Here is a 21,373-nt window from a genome sequence, read left to right on the forward strand (position 1 = left end):
GGTGGTGTTCTCTCCCGGAGGTGGTGGTCAGGTCAGGCGGGCGGCGAACAGCCGCTGGCCCAGGGGCGCCAGCGGGTGGTCCTCGCCGGGGGCCGCGGTGACGTCGGCGAGTCCCGCGCGGGTGAGCGCGGCGAGCCACTGGCCGCGGGAGAGGAACGTGCTGTCGCTCTCCCGACGCGCGTCCTCGGGGGGCGTCATCATGAACGCCTGCGAGGCGAGGATCTCCAGGTGCTCCCTGGTCGGCTCGGTGACGAGCAGTCGCCCGCCGGGCGCGAGCAGCCGCACGAGGTGGCGCAGGGTGGCGTCGGTGTCGCGGGCGTTGTTGAGGACTCCGGCGGCGATCACCACGTCAGCGGTGCCGGTCGGGACGCCCTGCGCGTCGGGTGCGCGGTCGATGTCGTACCGCGCGTGCCGTATCCATGGCCGCGCGGCGTGGCGCTGCTCCGCCGTGGTGACGAAGAACGGCGACACGTCGGTGAACAGGTAGTCCACGGGCGGCCGTTCGCATCCGTCCGCGGTGAGTGCGGCGGTCACGGCTGCCGTGGTCGCGCCGGTGCCCGCGCCGACCTCGGTGACGCGCAGCGGTCTTCGGGGGTCGCGGTCGGCGGCGAGTGAGTGTACGGCCGTGGCGACGGCGGTGTTGAGCCAGCGGGCGGTGACGGTCTCGCGGTACACGGCGTCCGCCAGGTCCGTGCGCCCCTCGGGGAACAGCAGCAGGGTGGCCTGCTGCTCGTCGCGCAGCAGGCGGGTGAGACAGTCCGCGTTGCGGCGCAGGTAGGCGATGAACCCAGGGCTGCCGAGGCCCTGTTGCCAGAGCCGCGCGGCAGCGTCCCAGGCGCGGTCGACGGCGGCCTGCTCGACGGGGGCGGCCCCGCGCAGCGCCTCGCCCTCCCTCTCCAGCACCCCGCGTTCGGCGAGGACGCGCAGCCAGCGGCGGGCCACGGCGTGGTGGCGCGGCGCGACGCCCGCGGTGGTGAGGACGGCGTCGGGCGTGACGGAGCGGCCCGGCTCGCGGAGGGCGCCGAGGCGCTGGAGGGCCCCGAGCATGGAGCCGGTGACCGCCTCGTCGAGCTGCCGCACGAAGGCGTCGGTGTGGGCGCGTTCGACGGGCCCCACGGCGCGGTCGGCCGCGGCGGCGGCATGCCCGATCAGGTCGGCGGGGCCCGCGAGGTCGGCCACGGTGAGCGGCTGGTGGGACTGGCCCGGGCGCAGGGCGGGGTAGCCGGCCGCCTTGGTCAGGTCCTGCCACATGCGGGCGAGTGTCAGGTGGTACTGGTCGGGGCCGCGCGCCCCGCCGGGCAGTGCCGACTCGCGGGCGGCGAGCAGGTCGGCGCCGATGGCGGCGGGCCACTGGTCGCGCAGCAGCGTGCGCAGCTCCGGCACGAGTGTGGGGCCGAGCGCGGTGGTGGCAGGTTCGCCGAGGTGTGCGGTGCCGTCCGCCTCGAAGTCGAAGCGGTTCCTGACGGACGCGGGGATGTGCAGGCGCGGACTCCACAGCACTGGCCCGTGCGGGTCGGTGAGGGTGAGGCTGCCGCCGGCGGTGCCGAGGGTGACGCGGTGCAGCAGCGGCAGGTGGTTGTCGGGGTCGTCGGGGTCGACCTCGTTGTGCACGCGCAGGGTGAGCGGGACGCCGCCGATGGTGCCGGTGAGCACGGCGAACGGCGCGTCCGGCGCGTGGGAGGCGGGGTCGAGGGCCCAGGGCCGGGTGGTCCCGAGGGCGTCGCCGAGTATGTGCAGCAGCGGGAAGGCGACCTGGGAGGCACAGGCCGCGTCGACGTACGTCACGGGCTGCCGCCGCGCGGCCACGCGTGCGGCCTCGGTGAAGCGCCGTACCTCAGGCAGCCGCGCGTACAGGTCGCCGATCCGGTAGCGCACGCCGTGCGCGCGTGCCTCGCGCAGGCAGGCGGCCATGTCCTCGTGGTGCACGGGCTGTTCCTGGACGACGTGGATGCCGCGCCGCAGCAGCCTCAGGGCGAGGTCCGTGCCGGGGCCGCCGAGGACGCCCGACCTGACCACCACGCAGGCGAGGTCGATGTCCTCGGGAAGCTCGTCCGTGTCCCGGTAGAGCGGCACGCCGTGACGGGCGGCGCACTCCGCCGAACGCGCGCTGCCCGCGGCGAGCACCCCGGCGATCTCGAACTCCTCGGGCATCCCGGCGAGCGCGGCCAGGTAGAACTGTCCGAAGGTGGTGCCGCACACCACGGTCCTCAGGGTCTTCACAGGGCTCCTTCCTCGACGGCGGCCGGTTCGTCGGCCGCGGCCTCGTGCACGTCGAGCCGGCACACGGCGGGGTCGGCGGTCAGCCGGGCGAGCACGGCCGCGGGATCGAGCGCGGCGGCCGCGGGGTGCGCGCCGGGGGGCGTCTCGCCGCGCAGCACCGCGAGCGCGGCGACCGCCGCGACGGCACCGGTGAGCGCGGAGACGCCGGGGGCGCGCAGCACGGCCGTACGGGTGCGGGGCGTGCCCCGCGCGGCGCCGTCCAACTGCACCAGCAGGGTGGCGTGGGGGGCGCGTCCCGCGGTGTCGAGCGCGGCGGCGGCGCACACGGCGCGCACCGCCTCTGCTCGGTCCCGGGTGCGGGCGGCGGCGAGCGCGGCCGCCAGGTGGTCGCCGTCGAACGCGGTGTACCAGGTGCCCTCGGTGAGGGACAGGTCGCGGGCGAGGCGTTCTGCTTCCCCGTCCAGATAGGGGTGGAGGGCCACGGGGCGCGGGAAGGCGGGCAGGTCCTGGCCGGTGCGGGAGCGCGCCGCGCCGCTCCTGCGGGCGCCGCCGCGCCACGCGGCGAGCGGCTCGCTCAGGGGTCCGAGCACGCCGTCGAGGTAGTCGTCCGCGCCGGTCGCGGTGAAGCGGTCGAGCACACCGGCGTACGCGGTGAGGCGGTGCACCGTGTCGAAGTGTGCGGCGGCGAGCGCGCGCGGCAGCAGCCCAGAGAGCCCCGGCAGGGCGCCCGCGTCCCAGAGCACGGTGCGCTCGCCCACGTCTCCCACGGTGCCGGCGGCGCGCTCGCCGCCGCCCGCGTCCACGACCGAGGCCCCGGCCCGCAGCGCGGCGAGCGCCGTCGTCCCGGAGGTGCGGCGGGACGGCCCGGCGCAGTGCACGACGAGCTCACAGCCGTCGACGAACGCGGCGAGTGACACCGGGTCCTCGATGTCGGCGCGCACCGGCTGCGCGTCGGCGCCGGGTAGCGACGCGTCGGTGAAGCGGCGCACCCGGTCGAGGTCGCGGCCGCCGATCCGCAGGGGGCCGGCGCCCTGGCGGGCGAGCAACCGGGCGGCGTGGGCGCCGACGGAGCCGTGCCCGCCGAGTACGCCGATCACAGGGCGCCCTCCTCGGTGTCGCCCTCGGTGGGGAGGCGGTCGGCCAGGGCCAGGGCGAGCTGCGCGAGGGTGGGGCCCGCGAACAGCTGCCGCAGGGGCAATTCGGTACCGAATCGGGTCGCCATTCGGGCGAGCAGCCGGGTGGCGAGCAGGCTGTCGCCGCCGAGCGAGAAGAAGCTCTGGTGCCGGCCCACGGCCGACACACCGAGCAACTCGACCCACAGGGAGGCGAGTTCGCTTTCGAGTCCGTCGTGCGGCGGCTCCTCGGCCGCGGTGTCTTCCGCGGTCGCGAGCAGCGCGGCGAGCCGGGGCCTGTCGAGCTTGCCGTTGGCGCCGAGCGGCAGCCGCGGCAGGACCGCGACGCGTTCCGGCACCATGTGCGCGGGCAGGTCGCGTGCGGCGCGTGCGCGCAGTTCGGCGGGGTCGGGCGCGGGCGCGTCCGCGGGGCGGTGGGCCACGAGGAGTTCGAGGAAGGAGCCGGGGACGGGGGTGTGGTCGAGGGAGGCGAACCCCGCGGCGCCCAGCACCTCCGCCCAGCGCTCGGGTGCGAGGACGGGGCTGCCGGCCGCCCTGCGCTCCCGGTCGAAGTCCGCGTAGCCGCCGTCGAGGAGGGCCGCGGTGAGCAGGGCCACGGGGGTGAGCTCGCTGCGCTCCACGGCGATCAGGTCGCCGCCGCCCCGCAGCAGCAGGCCCGCGAGGGCCGGCCCCTGGGCGGGGTCGGGGCCGCGGTGCAGCGTCTGGTCGGCGAGCACGAGGTCGAACCGGTGCTGGAGTTCGTCGGGGACGAGGAGGTCGGCCACGCGACGGCACGCGACGTGGTGCGGAAGGCCGTCGAGACGCTGTGCCGCGGCCGCGACGAGCGCGGGATCGGTGTCGGTGAGGGTGTGACGGACCTGGTCCGGGGTGAGGCGGGACAGCAGTCCGGCCGCGCGTACGCCGTCGCCGCCACCGAGTTCCACCAGGTCGACGGGGCGGCCGAGCCGGTCGGCCAGCGCGCGTACCCGGGCGGCGACCGCCTCGGTGGCACTGTCGGCGCCGGGATCGGCGGCGGCGAGCCTGGCGGGCGCGAGGACCGGGTCGTCGAGCAGCAGGGCGGCGTCCCGGCTTCCCGCGAGGATGTCGCGGTAGTCGCCGAGCCGCTCGGCCAGCCGGCCGCGCGCCCGCTCGACGAGGGCGTCGTAGGGGTCGGCCCGCTGCCCGCGCGCGGTGGGCGGGGCGGGCGGCACGGCCCGTGTGAGCGTGTAGGCGGCGCCGTCCCGCGCCAGGACGCCGCGTCCTGCCAGCCAGCCGAGCCACAGGCGCAGGACGGGCAGGTGGCGCTCGGCGAGGCCGAGCCCGGCCGCCCACCGCGCGGGGGTGAGGGGGGTGCCTGCGCCGGGCGGGTCGAGGAGCGCGAGCAGGAAGGACTCCGCGACCTGTGCCTCGTGTTCGCGGGCGCGGTCCCTGAAGCGCAGGGTGGTGGCGTCGGGTTGCGCAGTGTGCAGCCGCGCGGGGCCGGAGCCGCCGGCGGGGACGACCGCGGCGACCAGGCGGCGCGCGGCCGACTCGCCCGCCACGGCGGCGACGGCGCGGCCCACGCCGGGGGCGGTGCGCAGCGCGGCCTCGATCTCGCCGAGTTCGACGCGGTGGCCGCGCACCTTCACCTGGTGGTCGGCGCGGCCGAGGAACTCCAGGGTCCCGTCGGGCTGGTAGCGTCCCAGGTCGCCGGTGCGGTACCAGCGCACGCCCGCGGCCCGGCAGAACCGGTCGGCGGTACGGGCGGCGTCGCCGCGGTAGCCGCGGGCCACGCCTGCGCCGCCGATCCACAGTTCGCCCTGCACCCAGTCGGGGCAGTCACGACCCAGGGCGTCCACGACGCGGAACACCTGTCCGCGCAGGGGGCGGCCGTAGGGGATCGACCGCCAGGCGGGATCGACGGCGGTGACCTCGTGGGCGTTGGACCAGATCGCCGCCTCGGTGGCGCCGCCGAGTGCGACGAAGCGGCACCACGGGTTCTGCTCCGCGAGCCGGACCGGCAGGTCGAGCCCGATCCAGTCGCCCGAGACGAGGGCGAGGCGCAGCGGGTCGGGCGGCCGGGTGCTCTCCGCCGCGGTCAGCAGCATGTCGAGCAGGGTGGGCACGGTGTTCCACACGGTGACGCGGTGGCGGCGCACCAGGTCGAGCCAGTCGCGTGCGTCGCGGCGGGCGTCCTCGTCGATCAGGACGGCGGCGCCGCCCGCGGACAGGGGCCCGAAGATGTCGTAGACGGAGAGGTCGAAGTCGAGCGCGGACACGGCCAGCGTCCGGTCCGAAGGCCCCACGCCGAAGCGGTCGTTGACGTCCGTAATGGTGTTGGAGGCGCTGGCGTGGGTGATCTCGACGCCCTTCGGCTCACCGGTGGAGCCCGAGGTGAAGATGACGTACGCGAGTGCGGCGGGCGGCGTGTCGAGGGGCGCCGCGGGTACGTCGAGGGCCGGGGCGGCGTCCACGGGCAGCACCGGCACTCCCGCCACGGCGGGCGCCTCGGGCGCGGTGACGGCGAGCCGGACGCCGGCGGTCCTGAGGATCCGCTCGCGGCGGGCGGCCGGCTGGTCGGGGCCCACGGGCACGTAGGCGGCGCCGGCGGCGAGCACGGCGAGGACGGCGACGACCTGGTCGGGGCCCTTGGGCAGGCTGACGGCCACGGTCTCGCCGCGCCGCACGCCGTGCTCGGCGAGGGCGCCCGCGAGCCGCAGGGCGCGGTCGGCGAGTTCGCCGTAGGTCATGCGGCCCTCGTCGCCCCAGAGCAGGGCGGTGCGCTGCGGCTGTTGCGCCGCGTGGCGGAAGAAGGCGGCGTGCAGGGGTGCGGTGACGGCCGGGCCGGTGGCGTTGGCGGCGGTCCTGGTGGCGCGCTGGGCGGCGGGGAGCAGGTCGGGGGCCGGCCGGGTCCAGTCGGCGTCCGCGAGCCGGTCGACCAGGTCGAGGTAGGCGTCGAACATCGCGTCGAGAAGGCCGTCGGGGAAGAGTTCGGCCACGGCGTCCCAGGTGAGGCGCACCCCGTCGCCGTCCTCGGTGACCTGGTGGTCGAGCCAGACCTGCGGGGTCTGGGAGACGCCCCAGACGTGCCGGTCGAAGGGCGCGGCCGGGGGTGTCCCGCCGACCCCGAGGGCGCTGGTGAAGACGACGGGCATGGTGGTCTCCGGGTCGCCGGTGTGCCGCGCGAGGTCCCGCAGCACCTCGACGGCCGACACCTCCCGGTGGTCGAGACAGCGCCACAGCTCCCGCTGGACGCGCCGGGCCCGCGCGAGCCAGCTCTCCCCCGCCTCGGGGCGGAAGGGGACGAGCATCAGGGAGGTGAAGTCGCCCAGGACGCGCCCGATGTGGGGGTGGACGTCGCGCCGGTCGAAGAGGGTGAGGTTGAGCGTGAGGTCGGGGCGCGCGCTCCACCGGCTCAGGGTCTCGGCGAAGGCGCTCAGCAGCAGCCCCGAGGGGGTGATGCCGTGGTCGCGGGCGCGCTCGGTGAGCGCCTTCCAGCGGTGCGGTTCGATACGGGCCTCCCGCCGGGTGAAGCGGGGACGGCCGACGGCGGCGGGGTCCTTGGCGAGCGGCAGGGCGGGCGCGGGCGGCAGGTCGGGCAGGAGGGAGGCCCAGTGCTCGCGGGCGGCCGCCACGGCGTCGGGGTCGGGGGTCACGGAGGTGAGGTAGTCACGGAACGACACGTCGACCGGGGGGAGTTGCACCTCGGGGTCCGTGTAGAGGGTGGCGAGCTCGGAGTAGAAGAGGAGGATGCTGAGGGCGTCGAGGGCGATGTTGTCGATGCCGACGGCGAGCCGGGTGCGGCGGCCGGCCCGCACCCCGCGCACCGCGAACAGGGGCCAGGTGCCGGGGTCGAAGACCTGGTGGGAGGCGCTCTCCCGCAGCGCGGCGAAGGCGGCCTCCGGGTCGGGCCCCGCGTCGGCCACGTCGACCCGGAGCGGGGGCACGTCGGGCAGGACGCGCTGCTCCCCGGTGGCGTCGACGACGGCGCGCAGCATCGGGTGGCGCCGCACGAGCCGGTCGAGCGCGGCTTCGAGCCTGGCGGTGTCCAGGTCCTCGATGTCGTACTCGCGGTAGAAGTGGCAGCCGGTGCCGCCGAGGGTGAAGTCGTCGCCGCGGCCGAGCCAGTAGGCGCGCTGGACGTCGGTGAGGGGGAAGGGGTCGTGGCGGTGGTCCGGGTCGGCGGTGACGCCCCTGGTGTGCGGGGCCCGGCCGCCGCCGGTCAGGCGCTCCGCCAGGTCGGCGAGCACGGGGTGGGCGAAGAGGTCGGAGAGCCGCAGGTCGCCGCAGCCCTCGGCGCGCAGCCGCGCGACGAGGCGGGTGGCGAGGAGCGAGTCGCCGCCGCGGAGGAAGAAGTCGTCCTCGCGGCCGATGCCGGTGGTCGCGAGGATGTCCTCCCAGGCGCGGGCGAGTTGGCCTTCGCGCGGGGTGCGGGGCGGGGTGGTGCTCCGCGTGCCCGGCGCCGTGGTGCGCGCGACCAGGGCGGCGACGGCGCGCCGGTCCGTCTTCCCGTTGGGGGTCAGCGGCAGGGCGTCGAGGACGGCGACGCGTTCGGGGACCATCGCGGCGGGCAGCCGCTCGGCGGCGTGGGCGCGTACGGCCGCCGGGTTGCACGCGCCGAGGACGGCGGCCGCCGGCTGCCCGTCGGTGCCGAGGACGGCGACGGCCGCCCGTACGCCCGGGACAGAGGCCAACGCGGCTTCGATCTCGCCGAGTTCGACGCGCTGCCCGCGTACCTTGACCTGGTGGTCGGCGCGGCCGAGGAACTCCAGGGTTCCGTCGGGCCAGTAGCGCGCCCTGTCCCCCGTCCGGTACCACCGCACGCCGTGGGCGTGCGGGAAGCGCTCTGCGGTGCGCGCGGGGTCGCCCCGGTAGCCGCGGGCCACACCGGCGCCGCCGATCCACAGTTCGCCCGGCACCCGGTCGGGCCGGTCGCGGCCGAGTGGGTCGACGACCCGGCAGCGCACACCGCGCAGCGGCGTCCCGTACGGCACCGAGGGCCAGGTGTCCGGGACGTCGGCGACCTCCTGGAGGGTGGAGTGGATGGCGGTCTCGGTGGTGCCGCCGAGCGCGGCGACGCGGCAGCCGGGTGCGAGGGCGCGGAGCCTGCCGGGCAGGTCGAGCGGTATCCGGTCACCGCCGAGCAGCACAAGCCGCAGTGTGGCGAGGTCTTCGGGGCCTGTGGCCGTGACGAGCATGTCGAGCAGCGCGGGCGCGCAGTTGACGAGGGTGACGCCGTGGTCCCTGACCAGCTGGGCCCAGGCTGCGGCGTCCCTGCGCTCGTCCTCTTCGACGCAGACCAGGGCGCCGCCCGCGGCGAGGGTGCCGAAGACGTCGTAGACGGAGAGGTCGAAGTCGAGCGCGGACACGGCCAGGGCCCGGTCCGAAGGCCCCACGCCGAAGCGGTCGTTGAGGTCGGCGATCGTGTTGAGGGCGGCCGCGTGGGTGATCTCGACGCCCTTCGGCTCGCCGGTGGAGCCCGAGGTGTGGATGACGTAGGCGAGCGCGGCCGGGTCGCCGTGGACGGGTGCGGCCAGCGGACTGGTGCCCTCGGGTACGGCGAGGTCGTCGAGGACGAGGCGCACACCGGCCGAGCGGTGGATGCGCTCGCGCCTTGCGGGCGGCTGGTCGGTGCCGACGGGGGCGTAGGCCGCGCCCGCGGCGAGCACGGCGAGGGCGGCCACGACCTGGCCCGGCCCCTTGGGCAGGGTGACGGCGACCAGGTCGCCGGGGCCGACGCCCCGTCTGCGCAGGTCGGCGGCGAGCGTCAGGGCGCGGTCGGCGAGGCGGCCGTACGAGAGGGCGGTGTTGCGGCCGAGCAGCGCGGGCGCGTCGGGCGTGGCGGCGGCGCGGGCGAAGAAGCCGTCGTGCAGGCACGCGGAGGCCGGCCGCCAGTCGGGCTCCTCGGTGGCGGCGCGTACCGCGAGCCGGTCGGCGGGCAGCAGCGGCGGTACGGGGCGCTGCCAGGCACCGGTGTCGGCGAGCAGTTGCTCAAGCAGTCCGCGGTAGGCGGCGAACATGGCGTCGAGCACGCCGGGTTCGAATGCGTCCTCGCGGGCGTCCCAGTTGACCAGCAGTCCGCCCGCGACCTCGGTGACCTGTGCGTCGAGCCACACCTGGGGGCCCTGGGAGATGATCCAGGAGGGCTCGCCGAACTGCTCGGTGACGGCGTCGGCGAAGAGTTCACCGAGGCCGAGGGCGCTGGTGTGGACGACGGGCGCGAGGACGCGTTCGCCGTGCAGTCTGGAGGCGTCGCGCAGGACCTCGACGCCGGAGTACCCGGCGTGGGCCGCGTCCTCGTGGAAGCGGCGCTGGAGGCGGGCGGCCCGCTCGGCGAAGGTCCCGGCCTCGGCGCCGTGCCAGGCGAGCAGGACGGAGGAGGTGAAGTCGCCGACGAGGGCGCCGACGTCGTCGTGGAGGGGCTCCCGGTCGAAGAGCGGAAGGTTGAGGAGGAAGTCGGGCTCCTCGCAGAACGCCTGGAGGGTTTCGGCGAACACCGCGGTCATGGCCATGGCGGTGGTGAGCCCGTGGCAGCGCGCGTGGTCGCCGAGACGCCGCGCATCGGCGGCGTCGAGGTGCAGGTGGCGGCGGACGACGGTGGCCGCGTCCGCGCCGTGTGCGCGGGCGGGCAGCCCGGGCGCGCCCGGCAGGCCGGGGAGGCGGCGCCGCCAGTGGTCGCGGTCGGCTTCGAGCCGGGCCCTGCGCTCGGGGGTGTCACGGGCCGCGGCGCGGTCGGCCAGGTAGCGGGGGAAGCTGTAGCCGAGGACGGGCAGCGGCGCGCCGGGGTCCGCATAGGCACGGGCCAGGTCGGCGAGCAGGACACGCAGGCTCAGCGCGTCGGCCGCCACCATGTCGAGGTTGACGTGGACGCGGGTCGCTCCGTCCGCGAGCAGGGAGAGCTGGAGGTCGAGGACTTCACCCGAGGCGATGTCCATGCGGCGGTGCGAGAGGCCGGCGCGCAGTTCCGCGAGCCGGTCCCCGACCGCGGCCCCGGAGAGGTCCCGCAGGTCGTGGACGCGCAGACCTGGCCAGGGGCTTTCCGGCAGGATGCGCTGCCTGCCGTCGTCCAGCACGGCGACGCGCAGCATGCCGTGGCGGGCGAGTACGGCCCGTACGGCGTTCTCCAAGCGGCCCGGGTCCACGTCCCTGCCGTCGAACTCGTGGTAGAAGTGCGCGGCGACGCCGCCGAGTTCCTGGCCCTCCGAGCGGCCCACCCAGTAGGCGTGCTGCATCAGGGCGAGGTCGAAGGGCGCCGACTCGTCGACCGGGGCGGGCGCGGCGGCCGGTGCCGCGGCACCCGCGGTGCACCGTTCGTGCAGCAGCCGCCGCCAGGCGCCCAGGGTCGGCTCCGCGATGAGGTCGGCGAATCTGATGTCCGCGCCCGCGCGGCGACATCGGCCGGCCAGCCGCATCATCGCCAGTGAGTCGAGGCCGAGGCCGATGAGGTGGGCCTCCTCGTCGATCTCCTCGGGCGCCAGGCCGAGCAGTTCGCCGACGGCCGCCGACAAGTCCGGCCATGCGTCCGCGTGTTCCTTGGCCACCTGCGTCCATCCCCTCGAAGACATGCGTTCCCCCTTGTCACGACAAACTAATAGAAATGATTATCGTTTTCAATAGGTGTTCTCGCCTCGCGGCACCGGGACGCTCCGCAGCTCGGCGTGCAGCCGGTCGAGCAGCGCCTGCGCCGCGCCGTCCGGCAGGGCGAGGCGCCAGAGCACCAGCTCCACGCTCAGGCGCCCCGCGTAGGTGTGCGCGACGAAGACCGGGACGGGCAGCGGCTGCGGGACATAGCCCCGCAGGTCCGTCACGTCGGTGCCCTCCGGCATCGGAAGGTCCGGCGTACGGCCCCAGTTGGTGAGCAGGAAGCGCGGCGGATCCTCAGCGGTGAACGCCGCGCCCACCACCTCGCCGAGCCGCAGGGCGAGCCGCTGGGGGACGCGGGCCGCGAGGTCGGCGTCGAGCTGGGCCTTCACCGCACGGGCGACGCGCAGCACGTCGGCATCCGGGCCCACCCGGACCGAACACCGGGCTCCGCTAGTGAAGTTGGTGGCACCGAGTGCATCCACGGGAGGGGCGACGCGCGGGCGCAGGTCGACCACCGACCAGCCCGTCATCGGCACGGAACGGCCCGCCGCGTCCTGCGACCGGGTGCCGTGGCTCGCCCTCAGGAGGGCGGCGCACAGCACCGCGTGCACGGACGTGCCCGCGGCCCTGGCGCTCTCCGCGATCCGCCGGGTGGCCCCCCTGTCCAGCAGCAGCCGCCGCACTGCGATGCCACCCGGCTCCCCCGGCTCCCCCGGCTCCCGCGGCGGGCCCGCGGGGAACCCCCTCTCCCTCCCCCGGTAGGAGCGGACCGCCTCGTCGATCTCGTCGGGGTTGAACGCCCCGGCCAGCAGCGACTCGGCGGCAGGACGCAGGCCGGCGGAGGCGGGCGCGGGCGGCTCGGCTCCGGTCACGGCGGCCGTGTAGTGGGCCCACAGCAGGTGGAAGAGGGCGGCGGCCGCCCGCCCGTCCGCGACCGCGTGGTGCACGACGAACCCCACCAAGGCGGTGTCGCCCTCGCGCCCGACGACCAGGCGGACCAGCGCGGCGGCGGGGTCGAGCGGGGCCATGAGGGCCTGCTCGTACTCCGCGGGGTTGGGCGCGAAGCGGATGGCGGGCCGCCGCGCGCCGTCCGCCGTGAGCAGGAAGCCCCGCGCGTCGCGCCGGACGACCCCGCGCAGCGCGGCGTCCCCCGCCAGCAACGCCTCGTAGGCCCTCCCAAGAGCCCGCATGTCCAACGGCCCGCGCAGCGAGGCCCGTTGGACGACTCCTCGCGCGGACCGCATCAGCACGGCCTCACTGGGTTCGAGATAGCGCTCGCTCGTCATGCGCCGCCGACCGCCTCTCCCGCACCGTGGCGGCACGCCGCCGCCCTGCCCTGCCGTCTCCCGCGCGTACCGGTCATGAGACCGCCTCCCCGTGCGGGTCCCCGGTCCTCGGCAGCGCCCTGACGACGGCTCCGTGCCCTGGGACGAGCACCACATGGCGGGCCCGCTCCTCCTCGCGCCCGGCCCTGCCCGGTTCGAGGCGGAAGCGGGTGAGCACCTCGCGCAGCACGACGGCGGACTCCATCAGCGCGAAGCCCGCACCGAGGCAGTAGCGCGCGCCGCCGCCGAACGGCAGCCAGGTCTCGCGCGGCGGCGGTCCTTCGAGGAACCTGCCGGGGTCGAAGACGCGCGGAGCCTGGTGGTAGCGGGCGTCCAGGTGCACCTGGCCGATCATGGGCATCACGGTCGTCCCGGCCGGTATCCGGTACTCCCCCAGCTCGACGTCCTCGGTGACCCGCCTGGCGATCTCCGCGATCACCGGGTGCAGCCGCAGGGACTCCTTCACGACCGCTTCGAGGAACGCGTCGTCGCCCGTCGCGGCGGCCCGCGCCGCCCGCGCCTGCAGCGGGGCGCTCCAGGCGAGTTCGTGCAGCGACCAGGCGAGCGCGGTGGCGGTCGTCTCGTGTCCCGCGAGCAGCAGGCTGACGAGCTGGTCGCGGAGCTCGGCGTCGCTCAGCCCGCCGTCCTCGTCGGACGAGCCGAGCAGCCGGGACAGGACGTCGGTGCCGCCGGCGCCCGCCTCCCCCGCGTCCCTGCGCTCGCGGATCACCTCGTGGATGAGCGCGTCGAGTTCCCGCTGCTGTGCCAGCTTCCGGCGCCATCTGCCGACGCGCTGGAGCGCGGGCAGATGCCAGCCGAGGAAGTCGACGGGCCGTACGTCCACGAACGCGCGCAGGAGAGTGCGCAGCCGGTCGAGTCGTGCGCCTCGGGTGACCCCGAAGACCACCCGCAGGACGACTTCGAGGGTCAGGCGGTTCATCCGGTCGTGCGCGCGGAAGGGGACGCCTGCGGGCCATCGGTCCAGTTCCTCTGCGGTGAGCCGGGCCACCATCCCGCGGTAGCCGTCGAGGGCGGCGGCGCGGAACGCGGGCGTGAGGAGCCTGCGCGCGCGGCGGTGGTCGAGTTCGTCGGCGAGCATCACGGACCGCGCACCGAGGACGGGTTCGACGATCGCGTTGCCCTCGCCGCCGTGGTAGACGGTGTCGGGCCCGTTCAGCACGGCGCGGATGTGTTCGGCGTCGGTGAGCTGCACCACCGCCCCCTCGGGGAACAGGCGCAGGCGGACCATGTCGCCGTAGCGTCCGCGCAGTCTCGGCGTGAGCCGGTGTCCGACGGTGCGGAAGAGGAGGGTCTGCGCGGCGCGGGGCAGGCGGGGCCCCGGTGGCAGTCCGCCCTTTCCCGCGCGGGCCGTTCGGTACGTGGCTGGTCCAGGTCCCACAGATGCCTCCTCGGCCGTCGCCTTCACTCACGGCGCCGCGAACCCGGGCCCCCGGGTCGCGGATGCGCCCCCGGGGCCCGCGTTGACTTGCGCCGACGCCCTCCGTAGCCTACGTCCTGAAATGAAAATCATTTCCATGATGTGAACCACAATCCCTGTTCGCCGGAGTTTTGGACGATGCACACCTGGCGCCGAGGCCGTGTGCCCGGGGCCGACCACGACCGTCACGTAATGAGGGCAGACCGATGACCCAAGAACCGCCTCCTGCCGGGCAATTGCCGCTGGTGGAGGCCGGCGCGCTGAAAACACTGGTCCGGCCGGTACGGGGGACCCTCGTCCTCGGTGTCGTCCTCGCCGGGCTCTCCGCCGCCTGCGCGCTGGTGCCGTACGTGGCCGTCGCGCAGGCGGGCCGGGTGCTGCTCGCACACGGCACGAGCGCGCCGGGGACGGTGTGGGCGTGGGTGCTCGCCGGGGTCGCGGGTGCCGTACTGCGCAGCCTGCTGTACGTGGGCGCCACCCAGCTGTGCCACTACGCGGACGCCGAGTTCCGCTACCTGGCCAGGTCACGGCTGGCGCGCCACCTCGGCACGGTGCCCCTCGGGTGGTTCGCGGCCAGCGGCTCGGGCGAGGTGAAGAAGGCGGTCTCCGACGATGTGCGGCAGGTGCACACCCTGGTCGCCCACGGCGCCGCCGACCTGACGTCCGGTCTCGTCATGCCGCTCGCCGGCATGGTGTACCTCTTCGTCGCCGACTGGCGGATCGCCCTGCTCGTGGTGGCGTACGCGGCGGTGATCCTCGCGGTCCTCGCGCCCCGCATCCAGCTCGGCTACCGGCGCAACATGGACGACTTCAACACCGCCCAGAGCGAGTTGACCAAGGCCACCGTCGAACTCGCGGACGGCATCGAGGTCATCAAGACGTACGGGGCCACCGAGCGCACCCACCGCCGCTTCGACACCGCTGCCGACCGGCTCACGGCGGTGTGCCTGCGGTGGATGGGCGGCATCGGACGGCCGACCAACCTCATCAACACACTGCTCTCACCGGCGTCCATGCTGGTGTGGATCACCGCGGTGGGCACCCTGTTCGTGGCCCGGGACTGGGCAGGGCCCGCAGCCCTGCTGCCGTTCCTCGCGGTGGGCGTCGGGCTCCCCAGCACGGTGCTGCACGTCGCACAGCTGGGCTACGCGATCCGCGACGCGCAGCTGGGCGCCACCCACATCCGGCGCGTCATGGCCGAACCGCCGCTCGCCGAACCGGCCGTTCCGGTACGGCCTGACGGCAGCCGGGTGGCGTTCGAGGACGTCGCCTTCGCGTACGGCGAGGGGGCCCCCGCGCTCCAGGGCGTCACCGCCGCCCTCGAACCGGGCACGGTCACCGCGCTCGTCGGCCCCTCCGGGTCGGGCAAGACCACGTTCGCGCGCCTGATCCCCCGCTTCTGGGACGTGACCGCGGGCCGCATCACTCTCGGGGGCGCGGACATCCGGGAGATCCCCACCAAGGAGCTGCTCGGCAGGGTGGCCTTCGTCTTCCAGGACGTAGTGCTGCTGCGCACCACGGTCCGGGAGAACATCCGCCTCGGGCGGCCCGGCGCGGGCGACGACGAGGTGGAGGCCGCGGCCCGCGCGGCCCAGATCCACGACGTGATCACGACGCTCCCCCACGGGTACGACACGGTGCTCCAGGACGGCGAGGGCGAACTGTCCGGCGGGGAGCGGCAGCGCGTCACCATCGCGCGGGCCATCCTCCAGGACGCGCCCGTGGTGATCCTCGACGAGGCCACCGCCCACGCCGACCCGCACAGCGAGGCGCGCATCCAGCAGGCGCTGAGCGAGTTGGGCAGGGAGCGGACCGTCCTCGTCATCGCACACCGGCTGCACACCGTCGCGGGCGCCGACCAGATCCTGGTGCTCGACCGGGGGCGGGTGGCCGAGCGCGGCACACATCCCGAACTGCTCGCGGCGAACGGGCTCTACACCCGGCTCTGGCACTCCCAGCAGAGCCTCCAGGAGGTCGGACAGTGATCATCCGCAAGGCCGAGGAACTCATCGGCCGGCCGACCGGCATGCGCGGCCAGGTGGCGGGGTACGTCACCGCGGGCGTCTGCCAGGGCGTGGCCTTCGCCGCGCTCGTCCCCCTGCTGCGCGCGCTGTTCTCCGCCGACGCGGCCCGCGCCGTGCCGTGGCTCGTCGTCGCGGCGCTCGGCGCGGCGGCGTCCGGCGTCGCGATGTGGGTGACGTCCGACAAGGGCTACGCGGTCGGCATCGAGCGCAGCAGCATGACCCTGGCGAGGAAGCTCGCCCACCGCGTGACCCGGCTCCCCCTGGGCTGGTTCACCAACGCCGCGTCCGGCCGGCTGCTCACCGCGATGGGCGGCGCCCAGAGCTTCGGAAACTTCCCCGGCATGGTGCTCCAGCAGATCACCGTCACCGTCACGGCGCCCGCCACCGTCGTCGTCATCACCGCGTTCGTGGACTGGCGCCTCACCCTCGCCTTCCTGGTCCTGTGCCCGCCCGCGTTCCTCCTCTACCGGCGGGTGCAGCGCACCGCCGCGGTCTCCCAGGCCGAGGAGGCCGCCTCGCTCGCCGAGGTGTCCAGCCGCGTGCTGGAGTTCGCGCGGGCGCAGGCCGTCCTGCGGGCCGCGGGACGGACCGCGGCCGGCTGGGGGGCACTTGAGGAGTCGCTGCGCGCCGATCGCTCGGCGACCGTACGCAGCCTCAACCGCGCCAACGCGCCGATGGCCTGGTACATGGTGGTGGTCGAGGCGGCGTTCGCCCTGGTGTCGGTGACGGCGGCCTGGCTCGTCCTCGGTGGCCGCACCGAGGTGCCGGACATGGTCGCCGTGCTGGTGCTCGCGGTGCGCTTCACCGAGCCCGTGTCGCTGCTGGCCCCGTACGGGACCGGGGTGCAGCTGGCCGCGACCGCGCTGGACTCCATCGCCGAGATCGTCCGCACACCGGCCCTGCCCGAGCCGGCCACGCCCCGGCGGCCGGGGCACTCCGGGGTCGAGTTCGACGGGGTCGGGTTCGGCTACGGCGACCGCGAAGGCAGGCCCGTCCTTACGGACTTCACCCTGACGTGCCCGCCAGGCAGCATGACGGCCCTGGTGGGCGCGTCAGGCGCAGGGAAGACCACCGTGACCCGGCTGGTCGCCCGGTTCTGGGACGTCGGCTCGGGCGCGGTGCGCATCGGAGGGGTGGACGTGCGCGAGATGGACAACGACACCCTGATGCGGCAGGTCGCCATCGTCTCCCAGGACGTCTACCTCTTCGACACCACCATCGAGGAGAACGTCCGCGTCGGGCGCCCCGACGCCACCGAGGCCGAGGTACGGGCCGCGGCGGACGCCGCCAGGCTCACCGAGGTGGTGACCCGGCTGCCGCTCGGCTGGGCGACCCCGGTCGGCGAAGGGGGCTCCAACCTCTCGGGCGGCGAGCGCCAGCGGGTGTCCATCGCCCGCGCGCTGCTCAAGGACGCGCCCGTCGTCCTGCTCGACGAGGCGACCGCCGCGCTCGACGCGGAGAACGAGGCCGCGGTCAGCGCCGCCCTCACCGACCTGGCGCGGGAGCGCACCGTGCTGGTCGTCGCCCACCGGCTGTCCACGATCGCCTCGGCGGACCAGATCGCGGTGCTCGCCGACGGCCGGGTGGACGAACTGGGCGGCCACCGCGAGCTGGTGGCAGCCGGCGGCCGCTACCACGCCCTGTGGGCCGAGCGCAGCAGGGCCGCTGCCTGGCAGCTGCGCAAGGACGCCCCGTGACCGGCCTGCCCGCGCGCCATGCCCTCGACTCCCCCTGGCTGCGCCGTCCCCGGCGGGACACGGACGCCCCCGTGCGACTGCTGTGCCTGCCCCACGCCGGAGGCACCGCGTCCCTCTACCGCGCCTGGACCGCCCTGCTGCCCCGGTGGATCGAGCCCGTGCTGGTGTGCCCGCCGGGCCGCGAGGAGCGGCTGCACGAGCCCGTGCCCCGCGACATACCCGCACTGGTCGGCGAACTGGCCGACGCCGTCGCCCCCTTGTGCGACCGACCATGGGCGCTGTTCGGGCACAGCATGGGGGCGGTGGTCGCCCACGAACTCGCCCTGCGGCTGGTCGCGGAAGGACGCAGGCCGCCGGTCCGCGTCTTCGCGTCCGCCCGCGAGGCACCGCAGTTCCACCAGCCGGGCACGGTGCACCTGCTGGACGACGACGGCCTCGCCGACGAGCTGGTACGGCTCGGCGGCACCCCGCGGGAACTGCTCGCCATGCCCGAGGTGCGGCAGGTCGTGCTGCCCGCCGTACGCGGCGACTACCGGCTCGTGGAGACCTACGCAGCCGACCCGGCCGGCACGCTGCCGTGCCCGGTGACCGCCCTGACCGGCACCGAGGACACCGAGGTGTCCGAGGAGCAGGCCCTCGGCTGGGCCCGCTGGACGAACGGCCCCTTCGAGCTGCTGCGCTTCCCCGGCGGCCACTTCTACCTCACTGCCGACCCCGGCCCCGTCGTCGCGGCCGTACGCCACCGCCTCGCCGGCCACGCCTGACCTCCACCCGCCCGCGCACGAGGACGTGCCCAGGGCCCACCACCTCCGGTGTGCGCGGGCCACGGCCGCGCGCCCCACCCCGCCGCCCGCACCGCGGCACGCCCGACGACGAGGAAGACCGATGAACCCAGCGCCCGAACGCCTCCTTCTGACCGACGATTTCATGCACGATCCGCACACCACCGCCGAAGCCCTGCGCGCCAAGGGGCCCGTACTCCCGGTCGTGCTGCCCACCGGCCTGCCGGCCTGGCTCGTCACCGGATACGCGGAGGCACGCGACCTGCTGACGGACGACCGGCTGAGCAGCGCCGGGGTGTACGACCGCCTCGAACGGCTGCGGGAGGCTGCGGACGGCAAGCCGAGCTCCTTCTCCGCGGACCTGGCCCGCCATCTGCTCAACACCGACCCGCCCGACCACACCCGGCTGCGCACCCTGGTCAACAAGGCGTTCACCCCTCGTACGGTGGAGAGACTGCGGCCCAGCATCGAGGAGATAGCACACGAGCTGACCGGCGCCCTGGACACCAGCGGCCCGGTGGACCTGCTCCCCGCCTACGCCTATCCCCTGCCGATGATCGTCATCTGCGAGCTGCTCGGCATCCCCAAGGACGACCGGGAGTCGTTCGGCGCCTGGTCGAATGTCCTGGTCTCCACCGCGCCCCCGGAGGAGATCGGCGCGGCGTCCGCCGCCATGGGCGGCTACCTCGCGGGCCTGCTGGAGCAGAAGCGCAAGGACCCCGCGGACGACCTGCTGTCGGCGCTGGTCGCGGTGAGCGAGGCAGGCGACCGGCTCAGCGTGCCCGAGCTGATCGCGATGACCTTCGTCCTGCTCATCGGCGGCTACGAGACCACCGTCAACCTGATCGCCGGCGGCCTGCTGGCACTGCTGCGCCACCCGGATCAGCTCGCCGCGCTACGTGCCGACCCGGCACTGCTGCCCGCGGCCGTCGAGGAGTTCCTGCGCTTCGAAACCCCCAACAACCTCTCCTCGCCCCGCTACACGAAGGAATCCGTCACCGTCGGCGGCACCGAGATCCCCGCCGGCGAGTTCGTGGTCATCTCGCTGCTCTCCGCCAACCGCGACGGCACGCGCTTCGGGGCCCCCGGCCGCCTGGACATCACCAGACCCGCTGGCGGCCACCTCGGCTTCGGGCACGGCATCCACTTCTGCGTGGGCGCGCCGCTCGGCCGGATCGAGGGGGAGATCGCGGTCGGGCACCTGCTGAAGACCTTCCCCAGGATCGAACTGGCCGTCCCCGAGCAGGACCTGCGGTGGCGGACCAGTACCGCGATGCACGGACTCGAAGCGCTCCCGCTCCTGCTCGCCTGAGCCGCGCCCGGCCCCAGAACACTGCACAACCACACTCCCGACACGAGGACACCGCATGTGCGGCATCACCGGATGGGTCGCGTACGACAGCGACCTGACGCAGCATCAGCAGACCATCGACGCGATGACGGCCACCATGGCCGAGCGGGGCCCTGACGACGGAGGCACCTGGGTGCGCCGGCACGCGGCCCTCGGCCACCGGCGCCTCGCCGTGATCGACCCGCCCGGGGGCGCGCAGCCCATGACGGCAGCAGAACCGGGCGGGGACGTCGCCCTCGTCTACAGCGGTGAGACCTACAACTTCACCGAACTGCGGAACGAACTGCGCGGCCGCGGCCATCGCTTCCGCACCGCGAGCGACACCGAGGTGGTGCTGCGGGCCTACCTCGAATGGGGCGAGGGCGTGGCCGAACACCTCAACGGCATGTACGCGTTCGCGGTGTGGGACGGGCGCGAGGACAAGCTCGTCCTGGTGCGCGACCGCATGGGCGTCAAGCCGCTCTACGTCCACCCCACCCCCGACGGCGTGCTGTTCGGCTCCGAGCCCAAGGCGATCCTGGCCAACCCCCTGGCCCGGCGCGTGGTCGATCTGGAGTGCCTGCACGAGCTCATCGGCTTCACCAAGGCCCCCGGCTGGTCGCTGTGGAAGGGCATGACGGAGGTCGAGCCCGGCACGGTGGCCACGGTGACCCGCGGCGGCATCAAGCACCGCACGTACTGGTCGCTGCCCACCTGGGAGCACACCGACGACGCGCCGACCACCGTCGCGAGAGTGCGGGAGCTGCTCGACGACACGCTGCGACGGCAGTCGGTGTCCGACGTTCCGCTGTGCGCCCTGCTCTCCGGCGGCCTCGACTCCAGCACGGTCACCGCCCTGAGCGCACCGCACGCCCGGGAGCGCGGCGAGCGGCTGCGCACGTTCTCCGTGGACTTCGCGGGGCTGGAAGAGAACTTCCGGCCGGACGAGATGCGCGACACACCGGACTCGCCGTTCATCCGGGAGGTCGCGGCGCACGTGGGCACCGACCACCGCGACGTGGTGCTCGACTCGGCCAGGCTCGTCGACCCCGCCGTGCGCCGGGCGGTGCTGCTGTCCCGGGACATGCCCATCGGCCTCGGGGACATCGACTCCTCCATGTACCTGCTGTTCCGGGCGATCAGGGAGCGGTCCACCGTGACTCTGTCGGGCGAGTTCGCCGACGAGCTCTTCGGCGGCTACATCTGGTTCCACCACCCCGCGGCCCGGGACGCGGACACCTTCCCCTGGCTGGCGTTCCAGAACGCGCACACCACGGACCGCACCGCGCTGCTCCACCCCGAGGTGCGCAGGCGGCTCGACATCCCGGGCTACATCGCCGACCAGTACGCCGACGCGGTCGCCGGTGTGGAGCACCTCGACGGCGCCTCGGCGCAGGAGCGGCGCATGCGCACCGTCTGCAACCTGCACCTGACGCGTCTGGTGCGCGCCCTGCTCGACCGCAAGGACCGGCTCTCGATGGCGGCCGGCCTTGAGGTCCGGGTGCCGTTCGCGGACCACCGGCTCGTCGAGTACGTGTACAACGTGCCCTGGAGGCTGAAGAGTTCGGACGGCCGGGAGAAGAGCCTGCTGCGCGAGGCGGTCCGCAGCGCGCTGCCGTCCTCCGTGGTGGACCGCGCCAAGAGCCCGTACCCGACCACGCAGGACCCGCTGTACGCCAAGGCACTCCAGGCCCAGGCGCGCGAGGTGCTCGCCGACACCGGCGACCCCGTCTTCGAACTGGTCGACCGGGCCTGGCTGAGCGACGTCCTGGAACAGGACCCGGCGGCGCTCCCGAGCGACCGGCGGCTCGGCATCGAGCGCGTCCTCGACCTCCACCACTGGTTCGACATCTACCGGCCGGAACTCCAGCTCGGCTGACCC

The 21,373-nt window shown here is 74.9% G+C and carries 10 protein-coding genes; 5 read left to right on the top strand and 5 right to left on the bottom strand.

The features are described 5' to 3' along the window. Nucleotides 1-27: 27 nt before the first annotated feature. The 5 genes from AB0910_RS18335 to AB0910_RS18355 form a co-directional block, all read right to left on the bottom strand. Nucleotides 28-2,220, bottom strand: a complete 2,193-nt coding sequence (locus tag AB0910_RS18335; RefSeq protein ID WP_366745635.1) for a Gfo/Idh/MocA family oxidoreductase — start codon at nucleotides 2,218-2,220, stop codon at nucleotides 28-30. Continuing rightward, nucleotides 2,217-3,317 carry a saccharopine dehydrogenase NADP-binding domain-containing protein gene (locus tag AB0910_RS18340; protein WP_366745636.1) on the bottom strand — a complete coding sequence of 367 codons (1,101 nt, stop codon included), beginning with the start codon at nucleotides 3,315-3,317 and terminating at the stop codon, nucleotides 2,217-2,219. Before AB0910_RS18340 ends, AB0910_RS18335 begins: the two co-directional genes overlap by 4 nt. Beyond that, on the bottom strand, nucleotides 3,314-10,876 hold the full coding sequence (locus AB0910_RS18345; RefSeq protein ID WP_366745637.1) for an amino acid adenylation domain-containing protein: 7,563 nt from the start codon (nucleotides 10,874-10,876) through the stop codon (nucleotides 3,314-3,316). The genes AB0910_RS18340 and AB0910_RS18345 overlap by 4 nt, the downstream gene beginning before the upstream one ends. A gap of 45 nt (nucleotides 10,877-10,921) precedes the next feature. Next, nucleotides 10,922-12,181 (bottom strand): hypothetical protein, encoded by a 1,260-nt coding sequence (locus AB0910_RS18350; RefSeq protein WP_366745638.1) that lies wholly within the window; start codon nucleotides 12,179-12,181, stop codon nucleotides 10,922-10,924. Nucleotides 12,182-12,254: 73 nt separating this feature from the next. Beyond that, nucleotides 12,255-13,619, bottom strand: coding sequence for a cytochrome P450 (locus AB0910_RS18355; protein WP_366745639.1), 1,365 nt, complete (start codon nucleotides 13,617-13,619; stop codon nucleotides 12,255-12,257). Nucleotides 13,620-13,864: 245 nt separating this feature from the next. Between AB0910_RS18355 and AB0910_RS18360 the strand changes: the two genes are divergently transcribed. The 5 genes from AB0910_RS18360 to asnB all read left to right on the top strand — a co-directional run bounded on the left by AB0910_RS18360 (nucleotide 13,865) and on the right by asnB (nucleotide 21,370). Further along, nucleotides 13,865-15,643 carry an ABC transporter ATP-binding protein gene (locus AB0910_RS18360; RefSeq protein WP_366745640.1) on the top strand — a complete coding sequence of 593 codons (1,779 nt, stop codon included), beginning with the start codon at nucleotides 13,865-13,867 and terminating at the stop codon, nucleotides 15,641-15,643. After that, entirely contained in the window at nucleotides 15,640-17,379 is a 1,740-nt protein-coding gene (locus tag AB0910_RS18365) for an ABC transporter ATP-binding protein (RefSeq protein ID WP_366745641.1), read from the top strand. Before AB0910_RS18360 ends, AB0910_RS18365 begins: the two co-directional genes overlap by 4 nt. After that, nucleotides 17,376-18,143 carry an alpha/beta fold hydrolase gene (locus AB0910_RS18370; RefSeq protein ID WP_366745642.1) on the top strand — a complete coding sequence of 256 codons (768 nt, stop codon included), beginning with the start codon at nucleotides 17,376-17,378 and terminating at the stop codon, nucleotides 18,141-18,143. Before AB0910_RS18365 ends, AB0910_RS18370 begins: the two co-directional genes overlap by 4 nt. Nucleotides 18,144-18,264: 121 nt before the next feature. Then, nucleotides 18,265-19,473: a cytochrome P450 gene (locus tag AB0910_RS18375; RefSeq protein WP_366745643.1), complete on the top strand. Its 1,209-nt coding sequence runs from the start codon at nucleotides 18,265-18,267 to the stop codon at nucleotides 19,471-19,473. A 55-nt stretch (nucleotides 19,474-19,528) separates the two neighbouring features. Next, on the top strand, nucleotides 19,529-21,370 hold the full coding sequence (gene asnB, locus AB0910_RS18380) for an asparagine synthase (glutamine-hydrolyzing) (RefSeq protein WP_366745644.1): 1,842 nt from the start codon (nucleotides 19,529-19,531) through the stop codon (nucleotides 21,368-21,370). Nucleotides 21,371-21,373 lie beyond the last annotated feature (3 nt).

The sequence above is a fragment of the Streptomyces sp. NPDC047002 genome (assembly GCF_040704505.1).
Lineage (GTDB): Bacteria > Actinomycetota > Actinomycetes > Streptomycetales > Streptomycetaceae > Streptomyces.